The 24,891-nt window shown below is 68.4% G+C and carries 18 protein-coding genes; 9 read left to right on the top strand and 9 right to left on the bottom strand.

All coding sequences use genetic code 11. From position 1 onward, the window contains the following. Positions 1 to 112: 112 nt before the first annotated feature. Complete coding sequence (locus OXU32_06935) at positions 113 to 4,636, bottom strand: carboxypeptidase regulatory-like domain-containing protein (protein ID MDE0073701.1); 4,524 nt, start codon at positions 4,634 to 4,636, stop codon at positions 113 to 115. 414 nt (positions 4,637 to 5,050) lie between these two features. Between OXU32_06935 and OXU32_06940 the strand changes: the two genes are divergently transcribed. Further along, entirely contained in the window at positions 5,051 to 5,587 is a 537-nt protein-coding gene (locus OXU32_06940) for a hypothetical protein (protein MDE0073702.1), read from the top strand. Positions 5,588 to 5,589: 2 nt separating this feature from the next. Then, positions 5,590 to 6,630: a transposase gene (locus OXU32_06945; GenBank protein ID MDE0073703.1), complete on the top strand. Its 1,041-nt coding sequence runs from the start codon at positions 5,590 to 5,592 to the stop codon at positions 6,628 to 6,630. Between the two features lie 89 nt (positions 6,631 to 6,719). On the opposite strand, the gene OXU32_06950 is transcribed toward OXU32_06945, so the two are convergent. Beyond that, positions 6,720 to 7,871, bottom strand: coding sequence for a helix-turn-helix transcriptional regulator (locus OXU32_06950; GenBank protein MDE0073704.1), 1,152 nt, complete (start codon positions 7,869 to 7,871; stop codon positions 6,720 to 6,722). 304 nt (positions 7,872 to 8,175) lie between these two features. On the opposite strand from OXU32_06950, the gene OXU32_06955 reads away from it, so the two are divergent. Further along, positions 8,176 to 10,143, top strand: coding sequence for a response regulator (locus OXU32_06955; GenBank protein ID MDE0073705.1), 1,968 nt, complete (start codon positions 8,176 to 8,178; stop codon positions 10,141 to 10,143). Positions 10,144 to 10,194: 51 nt separating this feature from the next. Here the strand turns inward: OXU32_06955 and OXU32_06960 are convergent, their stop codons facing one another. Further along, positions 10,195 to 10,695 carry a phosphatase PAP2 family protein gene (locus OXU32_06960; GenBank protein MDE0073706.1) on the bottom strand — a complete coding sequence of 167 codons (501 nt, stop codon included), beginning with the start codon at positions 10,693 to 10,695 and terminating at the stop codon, positions 10,195 to 10,197. 108 nt (positions 10,696 to 10,803) lie between these two features. Between OXU32_06960 and OXU32_06965 the strand changes: the two genes are divergently transcribed. After that, positions 10,804 to 11,382, top strand: a complete 579-nt coding sequence (locus OXU32_06965) for a hypothetical protein (protein ID MDE0073707.1) — start codon at positions 10,804 to 10,806, stop codon at positions 11,380 to 11,382. Positions 11,383 to 11,386: 4 nt separating this feature from the next. On the opposite strand, the gene OXU32_06970 is transcribed toward OXU32_06965, so the two are convergent. Next, positions 11,387 to 14,206: an insulinase family protein gene (locus OXU32_06970; protein MDE0073708.1), complete on the bottom strand. Its 2,820-nt coding sequence runs from the start codon at positions 14,204 to 14,206 to the stop codon at positions 11,387 to 11,389. A 241-nt stretch (positions 14,207 to 14,447) separates the two neighbouring features. Here OXU32_06970 and OXU32_06975 point away from each other — a divergent pair, with 241 nt between their 5' ends. Together OXU32_06975 and xth are read left to right on the top strand one after the other, a co-directional pair. Next, entirely contained in the window at positions 14,448 to 15,290 is an 843-nt protein-coding gene (locus OXU32_06975) for a bifunctional helix-turn-helix domain-containing protein/methylated-DNA--[protein]-cysteine S-methyltransferase (protein MDE0073709.1), read from the top strand. Beyond that, complete coding sequence (gene xth, locus OXU32_06980) at positions 15,287 to 16,069, top strand: exodeoxyribonuclease III (GenBank protein ID MDE0073710.1); 783 nt, start codon at positions 15,287 to 15,289, stop codon at positions 16,067 to 16,069. Before OXU32_06975 ends, xth begins: the two co-directional genes overlap by 4 nt. Positions 16,070 to 16,093: 24 nt before the next feature. On the opposite strand, the gene feoB is transcribed toward xth, so the two are convergent. From feoB to OXU32_07000, 4 genes are all read right to left on the bottom strand, one after another. Then, the gene (gene feoB, locus OXU32_06985; protein ID MDE0073711.1) at positions 16,094 to 18,289 is read right to left on the bottom strand and encodes a ferrous iron transport protein B; all 2,196 of its coding nucleotides are present in this window, start codon (positions 18,287 to 18,289) and stop codon (positions 16,094 to 16,096) included. Further along, positions 18,286 to 19,341: a FeoA domain-containing protein gene (locus OXU32_06990; GenBank protein MDE0073712.1), complete on the bottom strand. Its 1,056-nt coding sequence runs from the start codon at positions 19,339 to 19,341 to the stop codon at positions 18,286 to 18,288. The genes feoB and OXU32_06990 overlap by 4 nt, the downstream gene beginning before the upstream one ends. 148 nt (positions 19,342 to 19,489) lie before the next feature. Continuing rightward, entirely contained in the window at positions 19,490 to 20,293 is an 804-nt protein-coding gene (locus tag OXU32_06995) for an AAA family ATPase (protein MDE0073713.1), read from the bottom strand. 37 nt (positions 20,294 to 20,330) lie between these two features. Beyond that, complete coding sequence (locus tag OXU32_07000) at positions 20,331 to 21,239, bottom strand: formamidopyrimidine-DNA glycosylase (protein MDE0073714.1); 909 nt, start codon at positions 21,237 to 21,239, stop codon at positions 20,331 to 20,333. A gap of 225 nt (positions 21,240 to 21,464) precedes the next feature. On the opposite strand from OXU32_07000, the gene OXU32_07005 reads away from it, so the two are divergent. The 3 genes from OXU32_07005 (at position 21,465) to OXU32_07015 (ending at position 23,554) form a co-directional block, all read left to right on the top strand. Further along, on the top strand, positions 21,465 to 22,412 hold the full coding sequence (locus OXU32_07005) for an MBL fold metallo-hydrolase (protein MDE0073715.1): 948 nt from the start codon (positions 21,465 to 21,467) through the stop codon (positions 22,410 to 22,412). Between the two features lie 182 nt (positions 22,413 to 22,594). Then, on the top strand, positions 22,595 to 23,068 hold the full coding sequence (locus OXU32_07010) for a hypothetical protein (GenBank protein ID MDE0073716.1): 474 nt from the start codon (positions 22,595 to 22,597) through the stop codon (positions 23,066 to 23,068). Between the two features lie 12 nt (positions 23,069 to 23,080). Next, on the top strand, positions 23,081 to 23,554 hold the full coding sequence (locus OXU32_07015; GenBank protein ID MDE0073717.1) for a hypothetical protein: 474 nt from the start codon (positions 23,081 to 23,083) through the stop codon (positions 23,552 to 23,554). Positions 23,555 to 23,623: 69 nt separating this feature from the next. Here the strand turns inward: OXU32_07015 and OXU32_07020 are convergent, their stop codons facing one another. Next, positions 23,624 to 24,835 (bottom strand): RagB/SusD family nutrient uptake outer membrane protein, encoded by a 1,212-nt coding sequence (locus OXU32_07020; protein ID MDE0073718.1) that lies wholly within the window; start codon positions 24,833 to 24,835, stop codon positions 23,624 to 23,626. Positions 24,836 to 24,891 lie beyond the last annotated feature (56 nt).

Raw genomic sequence — 24,891 nt, forward strand, 5'->3', positions numbered from 1 at the left:
ACTTGAACGAGCGTCACCCCCCGCCCGGGAAGTCCCGGACGGGGGGTGAACCGTCCCACGACCATCAGCCTGGCTGGTGGCGAGTCAGCCAGGCTGATGGTGTTGAAGGTTGCTAGCTTCCACCGGTGACAGAGGCTGCGACGCTCATCCAATCGCCGGTCGCGCCTTGTCTCGACTCGACTCGGACCATGGTGGCTGCCCTGAGTTCGGCCGCGGTGATGGGGACGTCTGCCGCACCGCCCGTGACCGCAACGTCCCACGCAACGTTGCCCGCGGGCGCAGTTCCACCGGCGATCTCCAATTCCCACTCCCTGGTAGAGCTGGTAAGCGCGGCGGGAGCGCCGCCCTCAGCGACGAACCAGAACGTCTGCCCATTCAGCGAGGCCGGAGCCAGCTGGACGGTGATCCGGAACTCCGAACGGTCGTTCGTCGTCGCGTCCCAGGTGACGGTGAACGTGTCGGCAACGGTGGTATCGGCAGTCACATCAAGTGCAGCCGCGACACCGCTGACTGACGGATCGACCGCCGCAAGCGTAAACGGACCGGAGTTGAGCACCAGGGGATCGGTGTGCTGCGGATCCACGTCGGTGTCGTTCTGAGCCGTGGCTACGACCCGAACCATGAACTCGCCGTCGTCGTCGGCGCCGGCAGTGAATCTGCCGAGTCCGGTCGTATCTCCGCCGGCGAGCGCGCCGCCATCAGCGGCCTCCCAGGCACCGTCAGTGCCGGTGTTGGTCTCGAGGCTGTAGACGGCGTCGCTGTACCCGACGGGCACATCGTCAGCGCTGTCGATCCACCTCACCGTTACGGTGCCGTTGTAGGTCGAGACTCCCGCCACCGTCGTCGTATCCGTCTCGCGCATCGCACTGACGTTTCTGGCCATCGCCGTCATCGCCTGGATGCGGCCAATGTCCACGGTCTGGCCCGGAGCCGTGGGCACCGTCCAGCCGGTCGACGACGCCGAGGGGTCGCCGAAGACGTGGTTGTCCAACGACGCCGCGACGGTGTAGCCGCCGTACGGCACGCTGAGCGAGAACCGGCCAGTCACACCCGTGGTGTCGTGCACGACCAGGGTGGTGTCGGTCGTCGACGTCGCCGAAAGCGCCACGCCGCTCAACGGGCCACCGCCCGGAGCAACCACTACACCGGTGATCGTGGCGTGCACGAAGCCGGTGAAGTCGATTCCCGAGATGGCCGAATTGGCGTGCGCGGGAAGACCACCGATCGACGCAGGCGCGAAGCTCATGCCCTTCTTGGAGACGGACACCGAGACCGTTCCGCCCAGTTCGACAGCCTCGACGATCGCCGTGTAGCTGCCTTCGGCGTCCGTCAGGAGCTTACCGTTCTTGTCGAGGTTGGTCACCTTCGAGCCGGTCACCGTGACCTCTGCACCGGCAACCGGTGCGGCGGTGCCGGACGCCCTGACCGTGCCGCTGATCGAGGCGGTCTGCCCCACGGCCGACAGGTCGATGTCGAACCTGCTCACCGTGTTCGCGCCGAATTCGACGCCGGTGGAGTCCGGCTTGGTGGCGTTCTGCCCCTCCTTGGCGGCCGAAACGAAGACCTTGCCCCGCACCGCGCTGACACCGTCCACGATGTAGCGGCCGCTGGCGTCGGTCATGGCCGTCCGTCCGTTCACGTCCACGGTTACGCCTTCGAGCGGGAAGCCGTCACCACCGTCGACACGGCCGTAGACGGTAGCCGTCGCCGGCGTGACGTCGAGCGAGACCGGGCCATCGAGCGGGCTGAGCGCGTCGCCGACGTCGGCGGTGGCGCCCTTGTCGCCCATCTTCGCGCGCCATCCGTCCGGAACGTTGAGTTCGTAGGCGCCCGAGGCGACACCGCTGAAGCTGAATGCGTGGGTCGGGTCGGCGCCCTTGGTCTTGTCCTTGCGATCGTCCTTCTCCGTGGTGGTGAAGGACTCTTCCTCCCCCGCGAGGTTCTTGCCTTCGACCGGTGACAGGCTGACCGTCTGACCGGGTACGAACACAGGATCCTTCTCTTCGAAGTCGTCACCGCTCTTGGAGACACCCATCTTCCACACCAGCCCGCTCACGGTGTGGGTGGTCACGTAGGCGAACGATGCGCACTCGCCGTGGTCCTGAGGCGTGGTGGCCTGTAGCGGGCAGAGCTCGACCGTGTGGTTGAAACCGCCCATCGCACCGAAGGCGCCGCCCGTGATGCCGTTGACATCCATGCCCGTGTATGCCGCGAGCTCATCGGGCTCGAGGAGCTTGATGCTCGAGGCGGCGTCGGTCTTGCTCGCCTGGACGATGACGTTCTTGTCGGCCGGCACGTTGGTGAAGGTGTGCACGCCACCGCTGCTGTTGCTCTTGACCTTGTCCGCCGAGGTGAACGCACGGGAGCGTCCGCTGTCGTCGACGTAGCGGATGCCGACGGAGACCATGCCCTCGTCTCTCACGTCGCCGCCCAGGAGGTTGCCGGTGTAGCCCATCACCTGGTCGCGCTCGTGGTGCACGTAGACCTTGAGGGTCTGGGTCGAGTAGGCAACCTCGATCGTGCCGGCGTCCATCGTGCCCGCCAGCGCGAGACCGGTATGCGTGTACTCCACCGCGCTGCCCTCGTAGCTCTCGCCGCCGTCCATCCTGTCGTCCTGGTCGTCGGCGACCGCGAAGGCGAAGGTCGCGGGCAGGTCGTCCTTGGCCACGGTGGTCATGAGCGCCGCGTTGCCGTCGTCGTCCAGCATCTCGGGCGCGCCTTCGACCGCGTCTTCGCCGTGCATGACGCCGATCGCCCACCCGGCGAGCGCTTCGCCGCCACCATAGTCGGTGGTGATCGTGGCGCCGCTCACGGTCGCGTCGACGTTCAGGTTGACGATGTCGTTGGAGTTCCCGGCCGCGGTCCCGAACATCTGCGGATCCCAGGACACTTCGGTCATGCCGTCGGCCACGTCGTAGCCGTCTGCGGCGACGCCTGCCATCACCATGTTCCCGCTGGTGCCGGCACGCGCGACCTTGATCATCACCGAGCCGTCGTCGCCGGTGTCGCCGCTGCCGACCTTGTTGTCACCCGAGTAGAGCGTGACCGTGGCGCCGGGAACTGCCGCACCCATGTCGTCGCCGTGCTTCAGCGACACCGTGAAGTTCACGGTCGTGTGCGTGATGTCGAACGGGATGTTCTGCGCTGCGGCCTCGCCGACGCCGAGCGCGATCGCGTAGCCTTCCCCGGCTCCGCCGTACGCCACGTCGTTGGCCGCGAGCGCTGCCGCGACCGTGGCGTTGATGAGCACGACGAGCTGGTACGGGCCGGCCTGCAGCTCCGTGAACGAGAACGCGCCGGTCGCGTCGGTCGCGCCCAGCCGCTGCTCGTTGACGCCCGGGCCCACCAGTGCAACCGGAATGCCGGCGTGCGCCAGCGGATGCTCGCCCTCGTCGTACATGTTGTTCTTCGTCGCCTCGTCGAGGAACACCATCCCCGAGACGCTCGCGGTGCGCGCGTGCGCGCCCTCGAAGTTCACGATCGCCGACTCGTCGTCGCCGACCGTCCGGTCCATGCTCATCGAGTCGAACACGTAGGCGGGGTCGTCGACCGCGATCGAGACCGTGTAGTCGCCCGCCGCCAGACCCGCGAAGGCGTACTGGCCGCCCGCGTCGGTGGTCGTGCTCGCGTCGGCCGCGCCCGACAGCGTGACCGCGATGTCGCCGAGGCCCATGCCCTCGACGCTCACCCGGCCGCTGATGCCGGAGGTGCGGAGCAGGACGCCCGTGAACGACACCGTTCCCGTCTCGTCGAGATCCACGCTCACGTCCTGCGACGTGGCGGCGAACTCGTAGTCGCGGGTGTCGAAGTCGGAGATGCTGACCGTGTAGTCGCCGGGACGCAGTTCCTCGAACCGGTACATGCCGTCGGCGTCGGTCATCGCGGTGTAGCTCTCGTCGGCCGGGCCGCCCGACAGGGTGACCGTCACCCCGGCAAGGCCCTCGCCTTCGATGACCACCTGGCCCTCGACCGCGGAGGTGCGGATGAAGTGGCCCGTGAAGTCGGCGCTGCCGACCTCGCCCACCTCGACCTCGACCTCGACGCTCACCGTCTCGAAGGAGACATCCTCCGGGAAGTCGCTGATCGTGACCGTGTAGGTGCCCGCGCGGAGCCCGGTGAAGGCGAAGCCGCCGTCCTCGGCGGTCTCCATCGTCTCGCCCATGGCGTGCTCGCCGCCGAGCGTGACCGTTACGCCGACCAGCGTTTCGGGCTGGCCGTCGCCGCCGCTCATCATCGCGTCGGCCGCAACCACGTTGCCGACCACCGCCGAGGAGCGGATGTACTCACCGGCGAAGTTGAGTTGCACGTTCTGACCATCGCTCGCGATGGTCGCGGACTGCGTCACCTGGGCGAACGTCGCGTCCTCGGGGAAGCCGCTGATGGTGACCGTGTAGGTCCCGGCCTCGACGCCCGAGAAGGCGAAGCTGCCACCCGACCCCGTCGTCGTGGTCGCACCCGACGACAGAGTGGCGGTGATGCCGCTGGCGGCCGTCCCTTCGATCGTCACCGTCCCGGAGATCGTTCCCACGGGAGTCGGCGGCGGGGGCGGCTCCACAGGCGGCGGAGTGCCCTCGTCGCAGGCGGTGAAGGTCAGGGCCATCAGCGTTGCTGTGGCAAGGAGTTTGAGTCGGTTCATGGAACCTCCTGAGTGGTGGGAATGGAGTACCGGCCTGAAGTGGCTGGACAGAGTCGCGTGCCCTCGGATAGGCAAAGGTGGTGCCAGTTTGGGAACTTTCATATTTGACAACCAGTTACGGACTATCACTCCGCTCCTGGGCAAATGGTCAGTCGCGAAATCCTCGAATTATCGAAGACGACCACTGTTTTCTGATACGAAAAAAGCGCCGTAATATATACGAATAAAACGATGATTATCTCGGGCGGCCATGTCCACAGTGCTTCGGACCAGGAGGCGCGCAACCTTCAACTCAGCAGGTACGATACCCTGTATGAATATAGGGGCGATACCCTTTTTCCTGAAAGGCGCGACGGAACGGTGTTCCTGCCATATTGCGATAGTCGAACGCAAACGGGCAAGGAGAGGCGCCTCGTGAAAGTTCCTGAGAGTTCCGGGAGGCCGAGCCGGGATCCGATGCACGGTCTCGGCTTGAGGCTGCTCTCCGACCCGTCCTTCAGACCGTCCGTCAGGGAGGCGATCAGCCATGTTTGCGGCCTGCACGACGACGCTGCCGCCACGAGGTTCGTGCCGGCGAGTTCAGTTCACCGGCTGGCGGGCCAGGTCAACCTGGCGGCGTCGACACTGCGCCAGTACTGGAGAGAGGACCCGCCGCTCCGGTGCCGCCTGAAGGAGTTCATGAACTGGGCTGTCCTGCTCTGGGCCGTTCGCGCTCGCGCCGGGGCCGGCTGGGAGGCGATCGCCGACCAGGTGGGGCTGCGGCGCCGCACGCTGGAAATCAACGTCGCGCGGATGGCCGGATGCACGCTCGCGGCGGCGGCCAGGGATCCGGAACGGGTCGTCGAGCGATTCGATGAGTGGGTCGATTCCGTGTGGGAGCCCCGCTCCGTCAACGGATCGGGGCCGCACGATCCGGTTTCCGCGCCGGCACCCGACCCACGGGCGACGTGACCGTGGACGCATCGGCTGCCCGGCGCTACGTCGGCTGGCGCTGCAGGCTCTACCCGAGCCCCACCCAGGATGCGGCTCTGCTCAGTTGCAGGAACGGTCTGCGCGAACTCGCGAACGCCCTGCTCGCAGCCTCCCAGCTCAGGTACTGGGAGACCGGACGGCGCCTGCCGTTGAGCGAGATGCGCGCTTTCGCGCGCGAGTGGCAGCGGAAACCGGAACACCGGGGATCCCCCGCCAGCGCGATCTACCGCGTCGCCAGCGATCTCGACCAGGCCTTTCGCAACTGGTTCAGCAAACCCGGCAGACGCGGGCAGGGCGGCTTCCCCCAGATCAAGAGGTTTGGCCGGGAGCCCGGCATCTACCTGAGCAACCAGGGCATTCGTTTCGAGCACAACCGGGTGCGGTTGCCCAAGTTCGGCTGGGTGCGCTGGAAGGGCGGGAAACTGCCCGGGAAGAGGCTCTCCGGGCCACGCGGACGCAAGACGCGTGGTCTGCTCTCCGGGCGGGCGTGGCTGGATGCGGGGAACCGCTGGATGCTCTCGTGCCTGTTCGAGTGCGCGCCGCTCACTCGGGTGGAACCGAGGACGGACAAGGCGGCGGTGCGCCAGAAGGGCAACGAGATCACGGTGTCGGCCGACGGCGGCTCCGTCCACGTGGTCCGCGAGAGCAGGACGCTCAGGAACGCGCGACGCCGCCTGGCGAGGCTCGAGCGGCGACTGGAGCGATGCGAGTTCGGGTCCGAAGGCCGCAAGCGCGCCCTTGCTCTCGTGCGCAACCAGGCGCGCAAGGTGAGGAATCGCCGGGGCGATCTGCAGCACAAGACCACCACCGGGGTCGTGCTCGACGCCCGCGAGATTGAAGTGGAGGGCGCGAGCAGCGAACTGCTGCGCCAGCTCGAATACAAGGCGGAGTGGCACGGCCGCCAACTGAAGGTACGGCGAGGCCCGCCGAAACCGGGGATCGGCAAACCCCGACGCGCGCGGAGACCGGGAAGCCGGTCAATGAAACGCGAATCGCGGACGCGAAGGCCGAAAGCTCTGTAGTCGTCTGCGAAGGCCGGAACGAATCAGCGGGGTGCGAGGGACATGCAAGGCTGGAACACGATCGCCACGACGCCTGCCCGGGTCCGGGGTCAGGGGCTGAAGTCCGGAAAGCCCTCCAGCGACAACACCCGCCGCACAAGATCCGCCTGACCCGAGATGCCCTGTTTGCGGAAGATGTTCTGTATGTGCCAGCGCACCGTGCCTTCGCTGCGTCCCGTGCGCGCGGCTATGTCACGTGCGTGTTGCCCGGCGGCCACCATGACCGCCAGCCGGCTCTCGGCCGGGGTCAGGTCGAGCGCGGCTTGCACAAGGCGGACGTCGATGCTGGGCCGACGTTCCGGGTCGACGACCAGGACGAGCGCGGCGACGTGCCCGGCGCGGAAGTCCCGCTGGCGCACCGCCACGGGGGTGACGTGCACGACCAGGTTGGTGCGGGATGACGAACGCCTGATGGTCATTGACCCGGACGATCCCGGGCCGCCGAGCCGCGGCAGCGCCTGAGCCAGCAATTGCTGCAACTCGCCGTTGTCGCGAGGCGTAGTGGCGCTCAGGAACCCTTCCCGGTCCGACAGTTCTCTTGTCTCTCGCAGCAAGCGGCAGGCCCGGTCGTTCGCCGCAATGATTCGCGCGTTCCGGTCGAGCTGGATGACGCTGCAGCGGCTCTCGTCGAGCAACGCGAAGAGCGAGCGTCCCAGCGCTCCGGCATCGGTCAGCGTCTTGCGAACTCGCACGAACTGCCGCACGTGCGGGAGCAGGCGCCGGACCACGGCCAGCTGAGCCGAACTCCAGCCTCCCGGTTCCCGGGAGTCCGCGAGACTCAGGACGATGTTCGATCCGCCCGGTCCATCCAACCGCACGTTGAGGCCGTTCTGCATCCCGGTCCTGCGCCTCGCCTCGGTGTACGCCGGCGACTTCTTCTTCTCCCGGTCCGTGTACAGTTCGGCGGTGGGCACCAGCACTCCGTCCGCCAGACGGCCGATGCGGGGAATGCTCTCGTCGCGTTCCCAATACTCCCTGAAGTACTCCCTCTCGAGGTCCTCGCGGCGTTCGCCGTCGTGGCACAGCTGCATGAACAGGAAGTGTGCATCAGCCTGGGCGCGGCCGTCGGCAAACGCCAGGGCGCCACCCCTCGTCCCGCTGATCTCGTTGATCAGCAACGCCGCCTCCGACCAGCGCGCCTTGCCGAGCGCCGCCTCCTGCAGCGACACCACGACGCGCTCGAACAGATCCGGTGGGTTCATGGTACCTGCCTCGCCGCGTCACCCGAACACGCGCCTCCGGTAGCCAAATGGAGCCATAGCCTGGACACAGCGCCCCCATGCTTACCGCAAGCCCGTCATTCAAGGTAGCCGATAACATGTGATTTGTCAGTCATATTCTGAGGTCGATTAGTGATATTTAAGTGATATTACGAAATGCGGACACGTCCGGACTAGTTCTTATATGAGGATTGGATGACATTTTGAGTCGGGTTTGCGATGTTTTGGTGACGCACCGGTTGTATCCGGGGACAGGACGACGGACGAGCTCCGGGGGGGTGGGCCGGTGACAGGCCACCCGGACGCGCTGGGAATCGAGGAGCGCGTTTCGCAACTCTGCAACGCGATCCTGCGCATCAATGCGAGCCTGGACCTTGCAACCGTCCTGCAGGAAGTCGTCGACAGCGCCCGAGCCCTGACCGGTGCCCGCCATGGCCTGATCGCCACCGTCGACGATGCGGGCGAACCCGAATCCTGGGTCGCCTCCGGGCTGACGCGGGAGCAGTTGCGGCAGCTCGAGGAATGGGAAGATGCGCTCCGGGTCTTCGAGCGTTTCCGCGATCTTCCGGATGCGGTGCGGATCGGGGATCTGCCGACCTGGCTCCGGTCGTGCGGTTTCCTGCCCGTCGCCATTGCATCCCGGACGCTGCAGGCCACGCCGATCCGTCATCGGGGCATCTACGCCGGCAGTGTCTTTCTCGTCGGAAAGGACGGAGACCGCGAGTTCACCCGCGAGGACGAGGAGGTTCTCGTGCTGCTGGCGTCGCAGGCAGCGACGGCGATCGCCAATGCCCGCACCTTCCGCGAGGAGCAGCGTGCGCGCACGAAGTTCCTGGGGATCGTGACGCACGAGTTGCGCGCGCCGCTGGCCGCCATCAAGGGCTCGTCAACCACGGTGCTCGGGGCGTCCACGCGCTTCTCTTCCGCCGAGATGCTGCAGTTCTTCCGGATCATCGACGAGCAGGCCGACAACATGAGCGTCCTCATGGGCGATCTGCTCGATGCGGGGCGGATCGCGACGGGCACCCTGTCAATCTCGCCCGAAGCCTCGGACGTCGGAGCGCTGATCGACCGGGCGAGGAACACGTTCCTGGGCGCCGGCGGCCAGCAGGGCGTGCGCGTCGACGTTCCTCCGGACCTGCCGAGCGTGCTGGTGGACCGGAAGCGCATCGTGCAGGTCCTGGGCAACCTCCTCTCCAATGCGGCAAAACACTCTCAGGCATCGTCCCCGATAGAGGTGAGCGCCCGGCGGGACGGCGTGCACGTCGCGATCTCGGTCTCGGACTATGGCAAGGGCATCCCGCCCGAACGGCTCGCGCGATTGTTCTCCCGGCGGGCCGGTGCGGGCGACGGAAGGCGGGGTGTGGCGACGGGCCTGGGGCTCGCCATCTGCAATGGGCTGGTGGAGGCGCACGGAGGGCGCATCCGGGCGGAGAGCGGAGGCGAGGACCGGGGCGCCCGGTTCACGTTCACCGTCCCCATCGCCGAGGAGGCCGGCGGCGACGTGACGGCGCCGGAATCCTACGCGCGGCAACGCTCCCATCGAGGCGGGAAGCCGACGCGCATCCTGGTGGTGGACGACGACCCGCAGGCGCTGTTCTTCGTCCGCGATGCGCTCACCACGGCAGGGTACGCCGTGCTCGAGACGGGCGAGCCGCGGGAACTGTCGAGCATCATTCGCGCGGAGCGGCCGCACCTGGTCCTGCTCGATCTGATGTTTCCCGGGACCGACGGCATCAAGCTGATGGAACAGGTTCCGGACCTGGCCGATCTGCCGGTCATCTTCATCTCCGCCTACGCGCGGGACGAAACGATCGCGAAGGCTTTCGAAGCCGGGGCCGCCGACTACATCGTCAAGCCGTTCTCGGCGACGGAATTGACGGCGAGGATCCGGGCGGCGTTGCGCAGGCGCGCCGAGCCCGCATCCTTCGTGCTGCGAGAGCTGGCCATCGACTATGATGCGCGCCGGGTGACCTTCGGCGGCGAGCCGCTGGAGCTGACAGCCACCGAGTACGAGCTGCTGCGCGTGCTCTCGACCAACCCCGGACGAGTGCTGACCTACCGCGCGCTCCTGCGCCTCGCCTGGGGCACCCGCTATCGGGGCTCCGCCAACCCGAGGCTGGTGCACGCCGTCGTGAGGAGGCTGCGCGAGAAACTGGGCGAGGACGGGGCTCGGCCGGCTTACATCATCAACGAGCGAAGAGTGGGCTACCGGATGCCGGCACCGGGCGACCGCCCCAGGGGGCCCGCCTAGGCGAAGCCGACTCGGGTCGGGCGGCTGCCACGCTGGACCGGCAGGCTGCCGTCAAACGATCAGCGCGGTGACGACCGCCGTCACCCAGCCCATGAGCACGTCGCCCGGATAGTGCACGCCCAGGTAGGCGCGCGACACGCCGATGGCCAGCCCCAGGCCGAGAACCGTGAAGGCCGCCAGCGCGGGGAGCGCGACGTAGAGCGGGATGGCGACCGCCAGCCCGGCGGTGGCGTGGCCCGAGGGGAAGCTGAAGCGGTCGGGGGGTTTCAGGACGAACAGCCCCGTCGGACGCAGCTTCGGCCTCGCCCGATTGATGGTGCGCTTCATCAATTGCACCGCCAGGTGCGACACCGTAAGCACGGCCATGCATTCGAGCCCCACCCGGCGCAGTCCGGACGGGAATCCGAAGCTGAGGATCAGCGTGATGCCCACCATCGACGGCCAGTCGCCCGCATGCGTGACGCCGCGCATGAAGATGTCCAGCCACCGTTTCCGGCGAGCCGTGATGACATCCAGCATGCGCTCGTCGTAGGCTCTCAGCGCTGCCATCATGATCGGATTCCTGGCGAGGTGTGCGCGGCGCCTTCCATCTTACGAAGAAGCGAACGGCCGGCAAGGGGGTTTAGTTTCCGGACCATGGACCCGGCCCTGGAGAAACTGGTGGAGCAGACGCGCGGCCTGCAGCCGTGGCGGCGCGTCGTGCACGCCGGCTGCGGCCTGGGGCTGGTGGGGCTCATCTGGCTGGACTTCCTGCCGCCGCTGGCGCTCTCGGTGGGTCTTGGCGCGATCATCGCGGTGGCAGTCGGGACGGATGTCCTGCGCCTCCGGCGACCGGACCTCAACCGCAAGTTCTTCCGGGTCTTCCGCCACCTCGCCTCGCCGCGGGAGTCCGGCAAGTGGGCGTCGTCGACCTGGTACGTGATCGGCGCCGCCGCGGTGATGCTGGTGTTTCCGAGCCGGGTCTGGATCCCCAGCATCCTGGTGGTCGCGCTGGCCGATCCGTGCGCCAGCGTGTGTGGCCAGCTCTGGGGCCGCGCGGCGCCGGGACAGCCATCGCTGCTCGGGTCCGCCGTATTCTGGGCGGTCGCGACGGCGTGCGTGCTGCCGTTCACCGGATCGGGGCCCGCGGTTGCCGTCGGCCTGGTGGCGGCGGCGGCGGAGCGGGCGCCCATCCCGGTGGACGACAACGTGACGGTGGCCCTGGTGACCGCGGTCGCGCTGACCCTGCTCGCCGGGTAGAGCCTCAGGGCACGGGGTTCTCCGGGTACAGCACGACCTTCACGAATCGGTCGTCACGCAGGTACCGGAGCGCGGCCTCTTGCACGTGGTCCGCGGTCCATCCCTCGATGAACTCGTAGGAGGTCGCGTAGCCGTAGTCCACGCCGAGCTGGTGCAGGCGCTGGAGGCGGCCCAGCCAGTAACGGTTCTGCTCCAGTCGGGTCTCCCTGTTGCGGCGCTGGGTCTCGCGCACCTTCTCCACGGTCTCGGCATCGGGCCCTTCCAGCTGAATGCGGTCGATCTCCTCGAAGACCACGGCCGCCAGCTCCTCTGCCCGTTCCGGCGCCGAACCGAAGCTGATGCGCACCGAATATTCCTCGTCCGGGCGGGTCGACAGGAAACTGCTTACGCCCACTCCGTAGGTTCCGCCCAGATCCTCGCGCAGCAGCTCGCGAAGGCGGATGTCCAGCACATCCGCGAGCGCGGCGAGCGCCATCTCCTCCTCGCGCGAGAACTCGGCGTCACCCGCGAAGACGATCCGGGTCTGGCTCTGGGGCTCGAGTCCCTTGCGCACCTCCCTCTCGATCACGCCCTCGGGAGGATCTATCCCTACGTCCCGCCACGTCTCCACTCTTCCCAGGCTCGGGAGTCCGCCCAGCCAGGTCTCCACCAGCGGCCGCATCTCGTCCGGGTCGAACGCGCCCACGAAGAAGAAGACGAAGTCGCTGGCGTCGGCGAATCGATCCTGATAGAAGGCGAAGGAGGCGTCCAGATCCAGGCGCTCGATCATCTCGTCGTCCGGCGGGAGCGCCCTGGGATGCCCCTGCGTCAGGATCAGCGACACGGTGTCGCCGAGCGCCGCGGCGGGACTGGCCCCCCGGTTGGCGAAGATGCCGGACAGCAGCGTCTTGTAGGCTGCGAACGCGGTTTCGTCCTTCCTCGGGGCCATGAAGCGCTGGTAGATGAGCTGGAAGGCGGTCTCGACGTCGCGCGGCGAAGCGCTGCCGCCGATGCCCTCGGTCAACGCGCCCACGCTCGCCGACACGCGCACGTCCAGGCCCGCCAGCTTCTTGTCCAGGGCAAGCTTGTCGAATTCGCCGACGCCGCCCTCCACCACCACCGCCGAAGCCATGCGGATGCCCGCGAACTCCTCGTCGGGAACCAGCGAGCTGCCCCCGGGGCTGGTGGCCGCAAAGAGGATCTCGTCGTCCCGGAAGTCGGTGGGCTTGAGGACCACGCGCACGCCGTTCTCGAGGGTCCACACGGTCACCCCCACCTGCTCCACCACTTCCTCGTCGACCACCGGGGAACCATCGGGAATCGCGGCTACCAGCGGCGCGTCGACCGCCGTGTCCTCGTACGGCTCGATTTCCCGGCTCACGACGGATGCGAACACGCCCTGGATGGCCTCTTCCGCAGGCACCTCCAGGTCCGGCTTCTCGGGCGCATTGGCCATGACCACGCGTCCCCGCTCCTGCAGCCACTCCTCGGCCAGGCCGTTGACCTCCTCCAGCGTGATCGCGGGCAGGAGCGCGTTCACCAGCTCCAGCTCGTCCTCGGGGCTGGTGAAGGCGGCGCCGGTCAGAAACGCCTGGACGTAGCGGCCCGCCAGACTGGCGGACTCCTGGTTCTCGCGCTCCGCGAAACGGCGCTCGAAGGCGCGCGTGACCTCGGCCTTGCGCCGTTCGAACTCCGTCGCGGTGAAGCCGTGGCGGCGGACGCGCTCGGCCTCCGTGAGCAGCGCGTCCAGTCCGCGCTCGAGCCCGCCGTCCGGCACCAGTGCGAGGAGCTGGTACATGTCCAGCACGCGCACGAAGCTGCCGCCGGCCGGGAAGGCGATGAGGAAGGGCGGGTCGGCCTGCTGCGTCAGCTCCTCGAGGCGCGCCGCCATCATGCCCTCGTACAGGTTCTCGGTGATGCCGCGGCGGAACGCGGCCACGGTGCCCCTGGCGGCTACCGGCCTCTTGTACAGCACCGACACCTGCGACTGCAGCGCCTCGACGTCGGTCGCGATGGCCACCCGCGGCGGGTGGTCGAAGGGCACCTCCGGCGTCTCGCGAGGGCGGGGATTCGCGGGCGGCGCAAGGCCCTCGAACCCGCCGCGGATCATGCCCTCGATGGCCTCCGCGTCGAAGTCCCCCACGGCCACCACCGCCATGAGGTCGGGCCGGTACCAGTCACGGTAGAACCGCTCGAGCACCGACGCGGGAGCCGTCTCCAGCACCTCCGTCTTCCCGATGGGCAGGCGGTCGGCATAGAGGGAGCCCTCGAAGAGAATGGGGAGCTGGGCGTCGAACATGCGGGCCTGCGCCCCCCGCCCGAGCCGCCACTCCTCGATCACCACCCCGCGCTCCCGGTCCACTTCCTCCGGGTCGAAGACCACGCCGCGCGCCCAGTCCTGGAGGATCTGGAATGCCGTCTCCAGCACTTCCGGATCGTCCATGGGGACGCGCAGCATGTAGACCGTCTCGTCGAAGCTGGTATAGGCGTTGATGTGGGGGCCGAACTGCATCCCGATCGATTCCAGGTAGTCGACCAGTTCCTGCTTCTCGAAGCTCTCGGTGCCGTTGAAGGCCATGTGCTCGGTGAAGTGGGCCAGACCGAGCTGGTCTTCGTCCTCCAGGATTGAGCCGGCGTTCACGACCAGGCGAAACTCGGCGCGGTTCTCGGGCGTGGCGTTCTCGCGCACGTAGTAGCGAAGTCCGTTCGCGAGTTCGCCCACCGTGACCGCGGGATCGGCCGGGAGCGGGCTGTCGGGTGCCGGCGCCTGTGCCGCCAGGAGCGACGGGGCGAGAAGCGTGCCGGCCGTGATGAGCAGTCCGTGGATGAATGCGGGGGCGTTCATGGTCATTCTCGTGCGTTGGCGAGGGACGTCACCGGGAACGCCGCCACCGGCAGTTCCCGACTCCGCACGGACACGCGTGCAACGATAATCATCGCGTGATCCGCACTACTCCGGCAACGTTCGGACTCCGACTCGCTTCAAGCAGGCCTCGTGGCAAGGATCGGGTCGATTTCGAGGGACCGATCCGCCAGCTTACGGCGAACGCGCGGCCCAGCCACCCCTGCCGGAGCAACAGGTGAACATGACCGACTACGACCGCATCGAGTCCGCCATCCGCTACCTCGACGGCCATCGCGCGCGCCAGCCGGACCTGGCGGAGGTGGCGGCGCACGTCGGGCTCAGCCCGAGTCATCTGCATCGGCTGTTCTCCCGGTGGGCCGGGGTCACGCCGAAGCGCTTTCTGGAGTTCCTGACCGTGCGGCACGCCAGGAAGCTGCTCGACAACGCCCAATCGGTGCTCTCGGCGGCGTATGGGAGCGGCTTGTCCGGCCCGGGAAGGCTGCACGATCACTTCGTGGCGGTGGAGGCGGCGACGCCCGGCGAGTACCGGAGCCGGGGCGCCGGGCTGCGGATCGGCTTCGGGACGGGAGATTCCCCGTTCGGGCCCGTCTTCGTGGCGTGGACGGGCCGGGGCGTGTGCCGGCTCTCGTTCGCAGGCGCCCGGGATGTGGAGGCCGAAAAGCGGGGGCTCCGCCGTACCTGGGGCGGGGCCCTGCTGGAAGTCGATGACTCGCGGGCCGGCTCGATCGCGGAGACCATCTTTTCGGCGCCGTTCGATCCGGACGCCGGCCCGCTGACGGTGCATGTGCGCGGGACCAACTTCCAGCTCGCCGTGTGGCGCGCCCTCCTGCGCATTCCCACCGGCGCGGTCACGACCTACGGACGCCTCGCCGACGAGGTCTGCAGCGCGCGGGCCGCGCGCGCGGCGGGCAACGCGGTGGGCAGCAACCCGATCTGCTTCCTCATCCCCTGCCATCGCGTGATTCGCGCCACCGGGGAGTCCGGGAACTATGGCGGAGGCCGCTCGCGCAAGCGCTGCATGCTGGGGTGGGAGGCGAGCCGGCGTTATGTTCGTCTCCGATGAAGATCGTGACCTGGAACGTCAATTCCATCAACGCCCGCCGCGAGCGCGTGCTGACCTGGCTGCGCCTGCATCGGCCCGACGTCCTGTGCCTCCAGGAGCTGAAGGTGGCGGACGCAGCGTTCCCGCTGGACGCGGTCGAGGAGCTGGGCTACCACGCCGCGGTGTACGGGCAGCGCACCTACAACGGCGTGGCGATCCTGAGCCGCGCCCCGGCGCGCGACATCGAGGTGGGCATGGGGCCCGCCGACCGCGACCCGCAGGCGCGGCTGGTGGCGGCCACGGTGAACGGCGTCCGGGTGCTCTCGGCGTACGTCCCCAACGGCGCGCGCGTGGGCACGGACAAGTACGGCTACAAGCTGGACTGGCTGCGACGGCTGCGGGAGCATCTGGAGCAGACCGCCTCCCCCTCCGAGGCGCTGGTGCTGGCCGGCGACTTCAACGTTGCGCCGCGGGACCGCGACGTGAACCAGCTGGAGGACTGGAAGGACAGCGTCCTGTGCCACTACGCGGCACGAGGCGCCCTCGAGCGCATCCGCGATTGGGGGCTGCACGATGTGTTCGAACGGCATAATCCCGAGGGGTCGATCTACACCTGGTGGGCGTACCAGAGGCTCGCCTTCCCGCGCAACAACGGCCTGCGCATCGACCACATCTACGCCACTGAAAACCTCGCCTCGCGCTCGATCGGCGCCTTTGTGGACCGGGAGGCCCGCAAGAAGGGGCCCTTCTCGGAGAAACCCTCGGACCACGCCCCCGTGGTTGCGGAATTCGACGTCTGAGGGAGGGGTTGGCCGGAGCCTCGGTCAGGCGCCCGCCACCAGCCTCCAGGCCTGGGCCACCAGGAAGCACACCACGAAGCCGATCCCCAGCGGGGCCAGGGCCGAGACCGTGGTCCACTTCACGCTCCCGGTCTCCTTGTAGATGGTGTACAGGGTGGTGGAGCAGGGATTGTGCAGCAGGCTGAAGAGCATGAGACAGACGCCGGTGAGCAGCGTCCATCCGCCTGCCGCCAGCAGGGTTCCCACGTCCGTCGCCGAACTCAGCTCGAACATGACCCCCGCGCCCTCTCCGGCGCCGGCGATGCCCGCGGTCATCACGGTGAGCATCAGGATCGTCGGGATGACGATCTCGTTGGCGGGAATCGCCACCAGGTAGGCCAGCAGGATCACCCCGTTGAGCCCCAGCAGCACCCCCAGCGGATTCGACCAGGTGACGAAGTGTTCGGCCAGGCTCGCGTCGCCCACGACGATGTTGGACGTGAGCCAGATCACCGCCCCGGCGGGCATGGCGAATACGACCGCGCGCCAGAGCACGATCAGGGTCCGGTCGATGAGCGAGGTGTAGAGCGTCTGCAGGATGCGCGGGGGCCGGTAGGGAGGAAGCTCCAGGCTGAAGGTGGAGGCTTCGCCGCGCAGCAGGGTCTTCGAGAGCAGCCAGGAGGTTGCGAACATGAAGAGGATGCCCAGCACGGCGACTCCGACAACGGCCGTCGCCGAGACCAGGCCGGCCAGGTGCGCGGGCGCGACGGCGCCGATGAAGATGGTCGCGATCAGGATCTGCGTGGGCCAGCGGCCGTTGCAGAGCGAGAAGTTGTTGGTGACGATGGCGAGGAGGCGCTCGCGCGGGCTGTCGATGATGCGCGCGGCCACCACGCCCGCTGCGTTGCAGCCGAAACCCATGCTCATGGTGAGCGCCTGCTTGCCGTGGGCGCCCACCCGGCGGAAGAGCCCGTCGAGGTTGAAGGCCACGCGCGGCAGGTAGCCGAAGTCCTCCAGCAGCGTGAAGAGCGGAAAGAAGATCGCCATGGGCGGGAGCATGACGCTCACCACCCATGCGGTGGCAAGGTACACTCCGTCGAAGAGGAACCCCGACAGCCACCAGGGCATGGAGAGCGCGGAGCCCGCTCCGGCCAGCCAGGGGTGGACCTGGTCGACGAGCAGGGTGGCGAGCAGCGAGGAGGGGACGTTGGCCCCTGCGATGGTGAGCCAGAACACCACCGTGAGGATGAGCAGCATGACCGGGAATCCGGTCCAGCGGCTGGTGAGGGCGCGGTCGAGTGTGCGGTCCAGGTCGAGGCCCATGCGGCGCAGCCCCCGGACTTCCGCGGCCCGGGCAATGCGTTCCGATTCCCGGTAGAAGGCGGTCACCAGGGAGTCGTGGAAGTCCGTCGGGAGCTCCCAGCGCAACTGGGACGCCAGCTCCAGGACCTCCTCGCGCGCGGCCCCTTTCGTGCCCGTGCCGCCGATGTCGCCGGTACGCAGCGCCTCCTGCACGCGCTCGTCCGCGTTGAGCAGGCGGAGCGCCACCCAGCGGGCGTTGGGGAGTCCGGGGAAGGCCGTCTCGATGGTGGGCGCGAGAGCGGAGACCGCCTGCTCCACCTCGGGTGTATGGGTGGCGGCCCGCAAGGGCGACGCGGCCGGATCGCCGGTCGCCATGTCGTGCACCGCGCGCATCAGCTCGTCGATGCCCTCCCCCCGCCGCGCCACCGTGGCGACCACGGGCACGCCCAGTTCGCGCGCCAGCTTCTTCTCGTCCACCGCGATGCCGTGCCGGCGCGCCTCGTCGACCAGGTTCAGGCACACCACCACCCGGGAAGTGATCTCGAGGATCTGGAGGGCCAGGTTGAGGTTGCGTTCGAGGCGGGTCGCGTCCACCACGACCACGGTCACGTCGGGGCGGCCGAACAGGATGAAGTCCCGCGCCACTTCTTCGTCGGTGCTGCCGGCCTGCAGGGAGTAGGTCCCCGGGAGGTCGACCACCTTCACCCGGTGTTCGTCGTGCAGGAAGGCGCCCTCCGAACGCACGACCGTCTTTCCCGGCCAGTTGCCGGTGTGCTGGCGGAGCCCGGTGAGCGCGTTGAACACGGTGCTCTTGCCGGTATTGGGGTTGCCGGCCAGGGCGACCAGGTAGTCCCACCGGCCGGGATGGATGCCCAGCTTCACCAGGCGGGGCTCGTGGTCCGTTCCACACCCCCTCCGGCGGCGCGCGCGGGCGATCATGGGGATCCCGCCTTGTGGCCCCGGGCCGCCTCTTCAGCCCCGGGCGCGAGCTCCACTCGGGACGCCTGCTCCCTCCTGAGCGCGATGGTCGCGCCCCGGATCTGGTAGGCGGTGGGGTCGCCGCCCGCCCCGCGCAAGGTCGCGCGCACGGGCGTGCCGGGAACGACGCCCAGGTCCAGCAGACGGCGCCGCGCAGGACCCTGGCAGGCGGGCGCAATGCGGTCCACGACGCCGGTCTCGCCCAGCGCCAGCCCGGCGAGCGTCCTGGGCGGTTCGGACGGCACCACCATGTCCTCCGCCGGCTCCACGGTTACGCTCGCCGCAGCTACCGGATCGAGAAGGTGCTCCCTGCCCCAAAGGAGAAACCTGACCCCCGTCGGCGAGACATCCACGACCCGGATCTCCATGCCCGGGGAGAGCCCCTCCACCAGCAATCCCAGGTAGATCTCGCGCGGCTCGTCCTCCAGATGGACGATGCGGGCGCCCGCTCCCGCGCGCAGCTGTGTCAGGGCGACCCCTGTGCGCGGCGGCACTTCGCCCCGGGCGGTCGGAATGGGATCGCCGTGAGGGTCGAAGCGGGGATGACCCAGGCGCGCCGCCAGGGCATCCGTTTCCGCCTCCGACATGCGGTGCTCCCGCACCTCCGCCTGCGCGTGCCAGTCGGCCTCCGCCACGCCCGTGCGGTCTGCCAGGTAGCGCTCCCACAGCCGGTGGGTTCGCACCACCCGGAGGGCGTAGGACCGGCCCGCCCCCGTCAGCGAGACGGCCGTGCCGCGCGCTTCCGCGAGCCCCAGTTCGCACAGGCGGGCGACCAGGCGCCCTGCGCGGCCGCGGCGCATCCCGAGTCCTCCCGCGAGGCTCTCGAGCGTGGAAGGAAGGGCCAGGTACTCGCAGTTGAAGAGGTGCTTGAGCGCGTCTTCGATTCGCACCCGCTCCGTCATGCGGGCGGCGCCCATGACCCGCGCCAGAAGCCCCCTGCGCGGCCACAGCAGGACAGCGGCAAACACCACCGCCACGGCGAAGACGAGAAGCGCGAATCCGGGATCGATCATATCCGGGTAACCCAGCCGGGAGACCGGCAAGCGGGAGGCGGCCGTTGACGATTTGTAGGCTTGCCTAATGAATAAGTTAGGCGTGCCTAAATATCAAGCCGCACCTTCGGGACACCGAAGCATGCGGGAGGCGCGCGGGTCGGCGCGATCAGCTCCAGAGATGGCGCAGGAAGCGTTCTGGAGCATTGAGGAAATCGCGGGTCAGGTTCACGGCCTCGATCTCCTCGAACGTCACTTCGCGAACGGGCCGCCCGTCGAAGTCGTAGATCCTGGCCCCGGGAACGGCCATCAGGATGGGCGAATGGGTGGCGATCAGAAACTGCGAATCCTGGTCGATCATGTCGCGCATCATGGCCATGAAGCCGAGCTGGCTCTGGGGAGAGAGCGCGGCCTCGGGTTCGTCCAGCAGATAGAGCCCTCCGGGGACGAAGCGCTCGCGAAAGAGCTTCAGAAAGCCTTCGCCATGGGAGTTGGCGTCCAGGTCCGCCCCATACTTGCGCTCGATGGCCGCAATGGAGCCCGCGGCGGGACCGCGCGCGAGTGTCCGCGCCAGCGGGGAGTGCTCGCGGAATCGCTCGTCGACCTCGGCGAGCTCCCGCTGAAACTCGATCCTCAGCCGGGCCATGTGGCGCGCGAAACCGAAGAAGTCTTCGGCGCGCAAAAAGAAGCCGCGGTGCGTGCGCTTGCTCCACGCGAGCCTGAGCATCTTCGCCAGGCGGCGCTGCGGCGCCAGCGTGGGGTCCCGGTCCACACTCCTGCTCCCGACGGTGGGCAGCCCGGTCGCCGCCGCGAGAGCCTCGAGCACGGTCGACTTGCCCGAGCCGTTCTCTCCCACCAGGAGCGTTACGGAAGTCGCGACGTCCAGGGCCTCGAGGCCCTGCAGGGCCGGGATATTGAACGGGAATTCATCCGCCCGCCCATCGACGTCCGGGAAATGAATGCGCTCTAACACCCCGCGATGTCCCGTTCCGACATCCCTGCGCCCCTCCTCATGCGGTGTCCGGCGTCCGTATCGCCTCGAGCTCCTCCAGCGTGCGCGGCCAGTCCCGACGCAGGAGCCTGGACAGCGCCCGGTCGGCCAAGAGCCTGCCCCCCGTCTGACATTCCGGGCAATAGTTCGTCTCGCGGCTGGCGTAGACGATGCGCTGAATCGGGGTGCCGCACCGGGGACAGGGCTTGCCGAACTTCCCGTGGGCGGCCATCGCAGGATGGAACGCGGTGACCTTTTTCGGGAAGCTCCCGCCCGCCTCGGCCTGCAGACGCTCGGTCCATGCGCGCAGAGAGGTCCGGGTGGCCTCGTACAGGCGGCGGAGTTCCCCGGTCGACAGCCGGCGCGTAAGGCGCACCGGCGAGAGGCCCGCCGCGAGCAGAATCTCGTCGGAGTGCGCGTTGCCGATGCCGCTCAGGATCCTGGGATCGGTGAGCGCCCGCTTGAGGGTCCGGTTCTCGCGCACGAGCGCCGCCTGAAACCCGGGGAAGTCGACCTCCAGGGGTTCGACGCCCCCGGGGTCGAGCCGCAGCAGGGCCTCGTCCCCGCGCACCACCCACATCGACATCCTCTTCTTCGTGCTGGCCTCGGTCAGAATCAGGGTGCCGTTGGGGAAGTCCAGGGCCCCCGCCGCGCGCTTCCCGGGCAGGGGCGCGCCGGCATCCCGCCACTGGAAGCGCCCCGCGATCATGAGGTGGATGACGGCGTGCAGGTCGTCGTCCAGGTGCAGCGCGATGCGCTTGCCGATGCGCCCGATGGAGCGCACGTGTTTGCCCACGAGCTCCGAGACCGGGGGATCGAAGGTCTTGAGCAGCGACGGCGAGCGCAGTCGGACGCGCTCGATCGGCTGCCCGGTGATGCGGGCGTCGAGCGCGTTCACGTACAGGCAGACTTCCGGAAGTTCGGGCATGCCGAAAGATCGAGGCTGTGGACGGCGGGGCGCCAGTGGGAGGCGCCGCGTCGATTCTGCGCTCGCCCCCGGGAACGGACCCGGAGCCGTCGCTGCTGTTGCCGGGACGCGTCACCGGCTACCGTCATGGTCGGCGCGCGCTGCCGGCACCCGGCCCGCGAGCCCGGTCCGAGCGGCGACGGGCACCATCCCGTCCAACCCTTCCACGCAGGCGGGCGACCCACCATGAACCGTTATCTGCGCATACCCGCGCCCCTCCGGGCCCTCCTGGCCGCGCCGTTGCTGGCGTCTCTGCCCGCGGCCGCCATCCTCCCGGGTTCAACCGCCGTTCGCGCCCAGGAACCCGCGACCCGGCTTGTGATTCTCGGAACCGGAACGCCCATCGCCGACCCGGATCGGTTCGGGCCTTCGGTTGCGGTGGTGGTCGGGGAGGAGTCCTACCTGGTGGACGCGGGGGCGGGGGTCGTGCGGCGGGCGGCCGCGGCGGCCCGGAACGGCATCGCCGCCCTGGCGCCATCGAACCTCAAGCGGGTCTTCATCACGCACCTGCACAGCGATCACACGGTCGGGCTCCCGGACCTGATGTTCACCCCCTGGCAGAACGGCCGAAACATGCCCGTCGAAGTCTACGGACCACCCGGTACGCTGCGCATGACCACGAACATCGAGGAGGCATGGGTCGAGGACGTCCACATGCGCCTCTTCGGCCTCGAGGGCCGCACTGCCCACAACTACCGCGCCCTGACGCGGGAGATCGAGGCGGGAACGGTCTACGACGACGGGACCGTGCGCGTGGACGCCATTCCCGTCCAGCACACCAGTTGGCCCGTCTCCTTCGGATACCGCTTCGTCACCCCGGACCGCACCATCGTCATCTCGGGGGACGCCCGTCCGAGCCCGTCTCTCGTCGAGGCCTGCAACGGCTGCGACGTACTCGTCCACGAGGTGTACTCGCGGGACTTCTACGACCGGCACCGGAACCAGATCTACCACGCGGCGGCGCACACCTCGACCGCCGAGGTGGCCGCGCTGGCGATGGAGGCCCGTCCCGGGCTGCTGGTGCTCTACCACCAGCTCTACCGCTCCGCCACCGACGACGACCTCATCCGCGAGGTGCGCGAGGCGGGGTACACCGGGCGCGTGGCGTCGGCGGCGGATCTGGACGTGTACTGAGTGTCACCCATGGACGATCTCCTGCCGGTGGCACGGGTCTGGCATGAATCGTCGTCGCAGCGGCGCATGCGCGAGACGCGGTTGCCCTGAATTCCGGCACCGGAATAACTTGGGCGGGTTGCCGGCCGCGCGCGGCGGGCAGCTCGCGATCATGCAGTCATGGATCTGACCGGAGTCGGAGAATGCTACGTTCGAGTGTGTTGATGGCGCTCGTGATCCTGGTCTCGGGCTGCGCCCGATGGGTTCCGGCCCGGGTCGGCGACGTTCCGTTAGGCACCGACGTTCGGCTGCGGCTATCGGATGAAGGTGCCGCGCAGTTGGAGGAATTGACCGGGACCCGCCGGTCCGACGTCTCCGGACAGCTGCTGCAGTGGGACAACGAAGTGATGGTCTCGGCCGCGCTGCAGGCCGCCGGAGCCGGTGCGAACAGCAGCAGCCTGCGCCAGCGCTTCGTGGTGGACCAGGAGGACATCCTCGGGGTGGATGTCAGGGAACTGGACCGCACACGCACCGGACTCTTCGTCGGAGGCGTCGCCGTGGTGGCAGGTTCGGCCATCGTGTGGGTGGTGTCGCAGCTGGCCGGCGGCGGCACGGCGGCAACCAATCCCACCCCTGACGCGCCCAGCGAGCCTTTCGTGCGCATTCGCATTCCCTGACCGGAGGCCAACATGACACGCGCCGGTCTGATTCTGGCTCTTCTGTTGACGGTATCCGGCTGCGCCCGATGGGTGCCGGCCCAGCTGGGGACGGTCCCTCCCGGCACCGACGTCCGCCTGCGCCTCTCCGAGGAGGGCGCCGCGCAGCTCGAGGAGATGACGGGGGCGGGTGCCGCCGAGGTCACCGGAGAACTGCTCCAGTGGGAGCCCGAAGTGCTGGTGTCCACCGTGCTCGCGCCCACAGGCGCGCGCATCGACCCGGGCCTGCGCCAGCGCCTGGTCGTGGATCCCGGCAACGTCGTCGGCATCGACGTGCGGGAGGTCGACCGCACGCGCACGGGGTTTCTCGTGGGTGGCGTCGTCGCGGTCGCGGGGTCGGCGATCGTCTGGGCGATCGTCAACATCGTCCGGGGCAGCGAAGGCGCACCCACCACGCCCCCGACGGACGGCCCCCAGGAACCCTTCGTACGGCTGCGCTTCCCCTAGATACGCGACCCCCGGCGCACCCTGAACGGCTGCTGCCGCTCGCGGGTGCGCCGGGGGTCGGCGGTGTTATCAGCTACCGCCCTGGTAGTGGGGGTTGCCGGCGATCTCCTCGGAGGAGACGGGCCAGCGCCGGTTCGTCCCCAGCTGTTTCGTCACCTCGTCCCACTGCCACGGCTTGATGTCGTAGTAGCGGTGGTCCTGGAGCCGCCGCCCTTCGATCATGAACTCGAGTCTGCGCTCGTAAATGATCTGTTGGTGGACTTCGCCAATGTCCATGCTCATGAACGGCGGCAGATCCCAGTTGGCGCGCACCATGTTGATCTGGTTGACCGCCTCCTGGTAGTTGCCTGCCAGCAGGTGGCCCTCCGCCAGAATCAGCCGCGCCTCCTGCCAGCGGCTGACGGGAAGATCCGCGTCGAGCCCCTGATACTTGAAGAACCGGTGCACGTCGCCCGTATGGGGCGGCGGCGCACGGAGCTCGGGCGGACCGACGCGCGTCCCCACGCGTGGATCCACCATGCCGGTCACCGGGTCCTCGATCGCCACGTTGCGCGGATCGATGATCACGCCCGTGATCGACTGGTGGTACGTGTTGAGGCTGTTCAGCGAGCCCGGTTGCTGGTAGCGGCACGCGAAGTAGAAGTCGGGCTTGACCGCGAGCGCCGCCTCGGCCGCCTGCATGGCGGCCGCCACCTGGGACATGTCTCTGCCGCGCTCGAAGAAGAGCGACCTGTGGACCCGGGCCTTGGTGGCGAGGGCCGCCGCCCGCAGGTCCGGGTTGCTCGTCTGCGCCACCTGGTCGAGCGCGGAAAGCGTCTGCTCGAGCACGACATCGGGCGCCAGCGGCGCCTCGCCGTTGAAGGGCACCTCCTTGAAGTGATCGGCCAGAGTGATGCGCGCGAAGGCTTCCCAGAAGATGCCGCGCACGATGGTTGTGTCCGCCGGGTTCGACTCCTGCAACCTCCTGATGGCCTCCTCTGCGATCCATCGGGCGGACGACAGAGAGTTCCAGACCGCGTTCTGGGTCGTGTTGAACCCCTCCATGTGACCCCACATGTGGAGTTCGGTGAATGTGAAGCTCGATATGAACGTTACATCGTCGGACTGCAGGGCGTTGGCCGCGACCGTGCCGTCATATGCGTCGCAGACCACGCCCTCGGGCGTGGCGGCCAGCGCCGGAACCAGGTTCGGGTCCTCCAGGTCGGCAAGCGTGAGGCTTCCCGGGTTGTCGACGCTGAACAGGTCACCACATCCCGCTACGATCAGTACGGTGAATGACAATGCTCCCAATCTCAATATGCGCATCCGCATGACTATCTCCCTTGCTTCAGAAATCC

It is taken from the genome of Gammaproteobacteria bacterium (assembly GCA_028819075.1).
In the GTDB taxonomy this organism is placed as follows: domain Bacteria; phylum Gemmatimonadota; class Gemmatimonadetes; order Longimicrobiales; family Gaopeijiaceae; genus BD2-11.

Bases quoted from the DNA above. Each gene is read 5' to 3' on its own strand.
- OXU32_06935 (MDE0073701.1), bottom strand. From the start codon at position 4,636: ATGAACCGACTCAAACTCCTTGCCACAGCAACGCTGATGGCCCTGACC.
- OXU32_06950 (MDE0073704.1), bottom strand. From the start codon at position 7,871: ATGAACCCACCGGATCTGTTCGAGCGCGTCGTGGTGTCGCTGCAGGAG.
- OXU32_06960 (MDE0073706.1), bottom strand. From the start codon at position 10,695: ATGATGGCAGCGCTGAGAGCCTACGACGAGCGCATGCTGGATGTCATC.
- OXU32_06970 (MDE0073708.1), bottom strand. From the start codon at position 14,206: ATGAACGCCCCCGCATTCATCCACGGACTGCTCATCACGGCCGGCACG.
- OXU32_06975 (MDE0073709.1), top strand. From the start codon at position 14,448: ATGACCGACTACGACCGCATCGAGTCCGCCATCCGCTACCTCGACGGC.
- xth (MDE0073710.1), top strand. From the start codon at position 15,287: ATGAAGATCGTGACCTGGAACGTCAATTCCATCAACGCCCGCCGCGAG.
- feoB (MDE0073711.1), bottom strand. From the start codon at position 18,289: ATGATCGCCCGCGCGCGCCGCCGGAGGGGGTGTGGAACGGACCACGAG.
- OXU32_06990 (MDE0073712.1), bottom strand. From the start codon at position 19,341: ATGATCGATCCCGGATTCGCGCTTCTCGTCTTCGCCGTGGCGGTGGTG.
- OXU32_07000 (MDE0073714.1), bottom strand. From the start codon at position 21,239: ATGCCCGAACTTCCGGAAGTCTGCCTGTACGTGAACGCGCTCGACGCC.
- OXU32_07005 (MDE0073715.1), top strand. From the start codon at position 21,465: ATGAACCGTTATCTGCGCATACCCGCGCCCCTCCGGGCCCTCCTGGCC.
- OXU32_07010 (MDE0073716.1), top strand. From the start codon at position 22,595: ATGCTACGTTCGAGTGTGTTGATGGCGCTCGTGATCCTGGTCTCGGGC.
- OXU32_07015 (MDE0073717.1), top strand. From the start codon at position 23,081: ATGACACGCGCCGGTCTGATTCTGGCTCTTCTGTTGACGGTATCCGGC.